We start from the raw sequence: 6,004 nt of genomic DNA on the forward strand, positions 1-6,004 counted from the left end.
GTGAGTATCTCCCCCTCGTGCTGCTTTCGGCTGGTGTAGCTGCCTAGACGCTCTGCAGCCCGCACATAGGGGACGTCTCTGCAACCATTGTGCCGCTGTGTATGCACCCACTTGTGGAGCAGCCCAATGGTGACCAGGGAGCGGCAAGTGAGAGGAGCAACCATGGCACGATTGTCAGCCGAGGAGTCCCGCGGAGCCCTGGGAGACCTCCCAGGGTGGACGCTGGCGGCCGATGGCGCCGCGCTGGAAAAAGTCTTTCAGTTCCGCACCTTCCGCCAGGCGATGGCCTTCGTCAATCGGGTCGCCGAGCTGGCCACCGAGGCGCGTCACCACCCGGACATCCATATCAGCTACAACCGGGTAACGCTGACGCTGACCACCCACGACGAAGGGGGCCTGACTGAGAAGGACATCGCGCTGGCGCGCCGCATCGAGGAGGTGGGAGAGGGGGAATCTGGTGGGTGACCGGAAGGAGCCCATCGAGCTGCCGCCCGCGCCGGTGCGCCACGCTCTCGCCGTCGCCGCGCGTGCGGCCGGGGTCGACCCGGAGCAGGTGACGCTGCTCGGCTACGAAGCTGTCACCTGGCCGGACGCCGCGCTCGGTGCGCCCGAGCCCGGCCGGCTCTACGCGCAGGTCCTCACTCCTGGCTACCGCGTCCACCTCCGTGTCGACGGGCGAGCCATGACCTACCACACGGACCAGGGCCAGCGCGTCGTTCCGGCCCGGTAGGGAGTTCTTGGGTTGACGGCAGACCCAGGTTCGCGAGTCCGTTCTGGTGTGGGCACTAGCGATCGACGTTGGGGACGCGGTCGGCGCGTGCCCGGGGTAAACCGCCGGGCTGACTAGGGGTAAGCCCACTAAAGGGGCTCCCACGGTCCATACCTGGGCTGACTCGATCCGGCATCCACAGCACGTGGCCCCCGAACCACCACCGTAGGTCCGACGCCTCCGTCCCGGTACCCGATGTCGGTGCGCTTCAGGTGCGGTGCTCGGCCAGCGCAGTCACCGCGGCTGGGGTGAGCTCCGTAACGACCTGATCGGCCCCGGCCGAGCGCAGGGCCTCGGGATCCCCGGTGCGATCGACGGCCAGGCAGCGCATCCCGGCGCGCTTGGCCGCACGGACTCCGGCCGGCGCGTCCTCGATCACCAGACACGCCTCCGGCGCGACTCTGAGCCGCTTGGCGCCCAGCAGGTAGGGCGCCGGGTTCGGCTTCCCTTCCGGCACCTCGTCGCCGCTGACCGTGGCCTCGACCCAGTGGCCGAGTGCGAAGCGCTCCGCCACCATCGCGATCTCGGACGCCAGCGCTCCGGAGACGATCGCGATCCGGTACCCTGCCTCGGCCATGGCGCGGAGCGTCGCCTGGCCATCCGCCAGCGGCCGGACTTCGTGCGGGAATCGCCGGGCGAAGGCCGCTGCCTTGATCTCCAGCACCTCGTCCAGGTCGATGTCCTCTCGCCCGGTCTCTTGCAGGTAGTCGCGGAAGCCCAGCCAATCGGTGCGGCCGAGGAAGGCCCGCTCGTAGTCCCCGGGGGCCAGGGGCGGTAGACCCACCGCTGCGAGGGCATCGGCGACCGCGGCTTCGTGGACCGGCTCGCTATCGACCAGGACCCCATCCATGTCGAAGAGGATTGCCCGAATCATCCCGTGTCCCTCTCTCCGCGCCGGAGCGCCAGCTCGGCGCGGCTATGGTACAGTCGCACCGCGCCGAGCCGGCAGCGGGCAATCGCTGCGCCAAGCATAGCAACCCACTCCTTGCGGCGGTGCTTGCCCTGACTGGCGTGCCGCCGAGGGATCGTGGTATGGAGGGAGGACCAACCGTGACCGCGATGACGCGCTGGGAGCGAGTAGAGGCCGCGCTGGCGGGCCGCGAGGTGGACCGGGTGCCGGTCAGCCTCTGGCGCCACTTCCCCAACCAGGACCAGTCGGCCGAGGCGCTCGCCGATGTCACGCTGGCCTGGCAGAACCGCTTCGACTTCGACTTCATCAAGCTCATGCCGCCGGGCGACTATGCCACCATCGATTGGGGTGCGGAGAGCGAGTACCAGGGCGCGCCGGGTGGCACCCGGCAGACGACCCGCTTCCCGGTGGTGGAGCTCGACGACTGGCGGCGCATCACACCGGTCGCGCCCGACCAGGGCATGAACCGCGAGGTGGTCGAAGCGGCCCGCCTGGTCAACGAGCGGCTGGGCGGCGAGGTGCCGGTGCTGCAGACGATCTTCAGCCCGCTCACCGTCGCCATGAAGCTCTCGGACGGCAAGGTTCTGGCCCACCTGCGCGAGCGCCCCGACGTGGTCCACGCGGCTCTGGCGGTCATCACCGAGGTCACGCGCGGCGTGCTCACCGCCTCCCTGGAGCGCGGCGCGGGCGGCATCTTCTTCGCGACCCAGTGCGCGACGACCGATCTGATGACGGTCGAGGAGTACCGCGAGTTCGGCGTGCGCTACGACCTGCCGGTGCTGGAGGCGGCGGCCGGCTCACGCTTTACCCTGCTCCACCTGCACGGCACCAACATCATGTTCGACGAGCTGAAGACCTACCCGGTGCATGCGCTGAACTGGCACGACCGCCGCACCTCGCCTTCCCTGGCCGAAGGTGAGCGCGCCAGCGGCCACTGCGTCGTCGGCGGGATCGACGAGAAGGGCATCGTCGACACGACCCCCGACGCGGCCGCCGCCCAGGCGCGGGACGCCATCGCCGCGCTGACGGGTCGGCACGTCATGGTCGCTCCCGGCTGTGTCATCCCCGTCGCGACTCCCGAGGCCACTATCCAGGCGGTCGTCGACGCCGTTCGGCAGTAACTCAGGACCTGACCCCCGCCCCGGCGGCGCGCCAGCTCAATTCCGTACCGGCGCGGTCGCCGGGGCAAGCTCTACCCCGCGGCCGCATCGGATTCGTCCCCTACGGACTGCGCCAGCGGGCGCGGATGTCGCCCGGCTTTTTCGAGCACACCATCGGTGTCCCCTTGCTGGTCACGCCGCGGGCGCCCTCCGGTGAGCAGAACGCGCCGGGTCTGACGCCTTGTTGGACTTCCCCTGACGGTGCGGCCGGTGCAGCGGCGGGGATCGGCGTGGGAGTCGGCGGCACCGGAGTTGGTGTCGGTGGTTCCGGCGTAGGAGTAGGTTGCTCTGGAGTAGGCGTCGGCGGCACCGGGGTTGGTGTGGGCGGCTCCGGTGTTGGTGTCGGGGCGAGTGTCGCAGTTGCCGTGGGGGCAGCCGACGCCGTCGGTGGGGCATCGGAGCTGACGCCCGGCGTGGGAGTAATGGCCGGTGTTTCGTTGTCGCTATAGACGGCTGCACCTGCCACGCCGGACAGTGGGATGAGCACCAACGCAGCCACGATAGCGAAGCGCAGCGGCGTCTTACGCACCCACTGCGGCGTGCGCGCAACCCAGCGGTGCCGCATGAGACGGTCAACCGTCTCCGGTCGCTTCCACGCCAGCCCCAGCAGGGCCACGGCTCCGGCGATGACCAGCGGGAAGAGATAGCCGACGATGGTGATCACCGCGCCGAACACCAGCAGCCCCACCAGGATGGTCAGACACCCACGACCGGCCCCCGGCGCACAGCCGGTCGGGCGCTGCCCGCCACCGCCTGACGTCTTGGATGACGGCTTCTGAGTGCGCCGGGTCCGCCGTGTGCGGCCGCCCGAGCTGATGTTCTTACTGTAGGAGATTCCAGTACCCGGGATGCTGGTCGTGGCCCGGACGCCCCGGTTGCTGAGGTTGATCTTGGCGCCCCGCGGTCCGATGCTGGTACTGACGCCGCTCTTGCTCACATTGACCCGGATGCCGGGCGCGACCTTGAAGCTCTTGCGAAAGCGGAAGCCCATGGCCCTGACTGCCCTCCAATGAACGTTTCGGGAGCGCCCCGCGATGTGTCCGCGGCCCCTCGAAGCGGGCTAGGGCAGCAGAGTGCACTCCCAGGTGATGCGGTGTTCACCGTCCGGTTGGTGCCCGGCGGCTTTAGGCACGGGCACGTGCCACGATGCGGAATCCTTCCACCACCCACCACGAGTACCAACTACGACGCTGGAGTCCTGCGCCACTACCGGATCCGATCGCGGAGTTTGTCGGGATGAACCCCGGGGATGCGGTCCCCGCGGCGATCCCGCGGCCCCGTACGGACGAGATCGTGCTGAATTGGGTTCCATTGACAGTGTAGGAAGTCGACACATGGGCGTCAATCGGGCACGGATGGGCACGAGGGCCCTGCCGTTTGCCTTGACCCGGGGGATCACTGGCCCGTGGTGCTGTTGCATGGGAGGCCGTGTCTCCACACGCCCTGGGGCGGGGTAGAATGCCTCGCGACGACGGGTAGTCGCGAACGAGGTGCGGGCTGGGAGACGGACGGCGGGGTGTGGACCTCAAGCCGGGAATGGCTCGCGCTAGTCGGGTTGGGTATTCAGCCAGTCCGCGGACACCGTGGCGGCTGCCGGTGACGAGCGATCGGTGTATCCCCATCCCGGCCCGCACGTGTGCCTGGGATACTTAGCGACGAGAGGGTGAGGCAGTGCCCGACATCGTGGTAATCGGCGGCGGGATCGTGGGCGCGGCCGCTGCGTACCGGCTGGCGCGCAGCGGGGTGCAGGTGACGCTGGTGGACCGGAATGATCCGGGGCAGGCGACGGCGGCCGGGGCGGGGATCATCGCGCCGGGGACGAGCCTGCGGCCGCTTCCGGCCTTCTACCCAATCGCTGCTCGCGCGATGGCCTTCTATCCGGAGCTGCTCGCCCAACTTGCAGAGGACGGCGAGACGGAGACCGGCTACGAGGTGGTCGGCTCTCTCTTCGTCGCCAGCGATGAGCAGGAAGCGGCGCGGCTCGATGAGGTGCAGCGCCTGATGGAGGAGCGGCGAGACCAGGGGATGCCGGGAATCGGCGAGGTGCGGCGCCTCGACGGGCGTGAGGCCCGCGAACTCTTCCCGGCGTTGGCGGACCTACCGGGCGCGCTCCACGTGCCGGGGTCGGCGAGGCTGGACGGCCGGCTCATGCGAGACGCGCTGCTGCGCGCTGCCGAGAAGCGTGGCGCGACGGTGCTGCGAGGCGATGCCCGGCCGGTGCGGGACGGCGAGCGGGTCACCGGCGTCGAGGTCGACGGCCGGCGGATCGCGGCCGATGCCGTGATCATCGCCGGTGGGGCCTGGTCCAACACCCTCGGGGAGGCGATCGGCCTGCGGATCCCGGTCGCGCCCCAGCGGGGACAGATCCTGCACCTCGACCTGCCGGAGACCGACACGAGCCGCTGGCCGATCATTACCGGCTTCCACTCGCACTACATGCTCACGTTCCCGACCAGCCGCGTCGTGGCCGGCGCGACCCGGGAGGACGGTTCGGGCTACGACTATCGCATGACCGCTGGCGGCGTCCACGAGGCGCTCAGCGAGGCGCTGCGCCTCGCACCGGGGCTGGCCCCGGCCACGCTGCGCGAGGTCCGGATCGGCCTTCGTCCGGCCAGCCCCGATCACCTGCCGATCCTCGGCGCGGCTCCGGGGCTCGCCAACGTCTACCTTGCGACCGGGCACGGGCCGTCCGGCCTGCAGCTCGGGGCATACTCCGGGACCGTCGTGGCTGACCTGGCTCGCGGGGAGGCGGTCGATATCGACCTTTCCCCCTTCGCCCTGGAGCGCTTCGCCTGAGTATCGACGCGGTCCATAGGGGAGCTGGCGAGTCGGGCGTGATCGCGCGGACCTCGATTGCTGTCATCCTGAGCGCAGCGAAGGATCTCGCGTCGGAGCTGCCTCGCAGCGGAAAGATCCTTCGACTTCGCCGGAGGCGGCTCTCGCCGCCCCGGCTCCGCTCAGGATGACGTAGTCCCAGGTTCCGAGCGGAGATCCGCTCAGTTCGACGAGGGCGTCCTGGCGGGACGTTGAGCGGGGCCGGTGCGACGGGCGTGCTGTTGCAGGGAGAGTAGCCCCTCGTCTTACACCCGAGTCGTGACCGGTTGGCACATCTTGCACCGGGCGCGGCGACGTGCTACCATCTCCGATGCTGGGTGTACGTACACT

The 6,004-nt window shown here is 69.7% G+C and carries 6 protein-coding genes; 4 read left to right on the forward strand and 2 right to left on the reverse strand.

Going from position 1 to position 6,004, the window contains the following annotated elements; all coding sequences use genetic code 11:
- The first annotated feature begins 162 nt into the window (after positions 1–162).
- Together STHE_RS12310 and STHE_RS12315 are read left to right on the forward strand one after the other, a co-directional pair.
- Entirely contained in the window at positions 163–465 is a 303-nt protein-coding gene (locus STHE_RS12310; protein ID WP_012872913.1) for a 4a-hydroxytetrahydrobiopterin dehydratase, read from the forward strand.
- Positions 458–730, forward strand: coding sequence for a hypothetical protein (locus STHE_RS12315; RefSeq protein WP_012872914.1), 273 nt, complete (start codon positions 458–460; stop codon positions 728–730). The genes STHE_RS12310 and STHE_RS12315 overlap by 8 nt, the downstream gene beginning before the upstream one ends.
- A gap of 247 nt (positions 731–977) precedes the next feature.
- Here STHE_RS12315 and STHE_RS12320 read toward each other — a convergent pair whose 3' ends face one another.
- Positions 978–1,643, reverse strand: coding sequence for an HAD family hydrolase (locus STHE_RS12320; RefSeq protein WP_012872915.1), 666 nt, complete (start codon positions 1,641–1,643; stop codon positions 978–980).
- Between the two features lie 185 nt (positions 1,644–1,828).
- On the opposite strand from STHE_RS12320, the gene STHE_RS12325 reads away from it, so the two are divergent.
- Complete coding sequence (locus STHE_RS12325; RefSeq protein ID WP_041400231.1) at positions 1,829–2,800, forward strand: uroporphyrinogen decarboxylase family protein; 972 nt, start codon at positions 1,829–1,831, stop codon at positions 2,798–2,800.
- 100 nt (positions 2,801–2,900) lie between these two features.
- On the opposite strand, the gene STHE_RS19240 is transcribed toward STHE_RS12325, so the two are convergent.
- Entirely contained in the window at positions 2,901–3,830 is a 930-nt protein-coding gene (locus STHE_RS19240; protein ID WP_012872917.1) for a DUF4236 domain-containing protein, read from the reverse strand.
- A gap of 680 nt (positions 3,831–4,510) precedes the next feature.
- Between STHE_RS19240 and STHE_RS12330 the strand changes: the two genes are divergently transcribed.
- Positions 4,511–5,635, forward strand: a complete 1,125-nt coding sequence (locus STHE_RS12330; protein WP_012872918.1) for an NAD(P)/FAD-dependent oxidoreductase — start codon at positions 4,511–4,513, stop codon at positions 5,633–5,635.
- The last annotated feature ends 369 nt before the right edge of the window (positions 5,636–6,004 follow it).

Origin of the sequence: Sphaerobacter thermophilus DSM 20745 (genome assembly GCF_000024985.1) — a bacterium.
Classification (GTDB): domain Bacteria; phylum Chloroflexota; class Chloroflexia; order Thermomicrobiales; family Thermomicrobiaceae; genus Sphaerobacter; species Sphaerobacter thermophilus.

Coding starts and splice junctions, on each gene's coding strand:
- STHE_RS12310 (WP_012872913.1), top strand. CDS start 163: ATGGCACGATTGTCAGCCGAGGAGTCCCGCGGAGCCCTGGGAGACCTC.
- STHE_RS12320 (WP_012872915.1), bottom strand. CDS start 1,643: ATGATTCGGGCAATCCTCTTCGACATGGATGGGGTCCTGGTCGATAGC.
- STHE_RS12325 (WP_041400231.1), top strand. CDS start 1,829: ATGACGCGCTGGGAGCGAGTAGAGGCCGCGCTGGCGGGCCGCGAGGTG.
- STHE_RS19240 (WP_012872917.1), bottom strand. CDS start 3,830: ATGGGCTTCCGCTTTCGCAAGAGCTTCAAGGTCGCGCCCGGCATCCGG.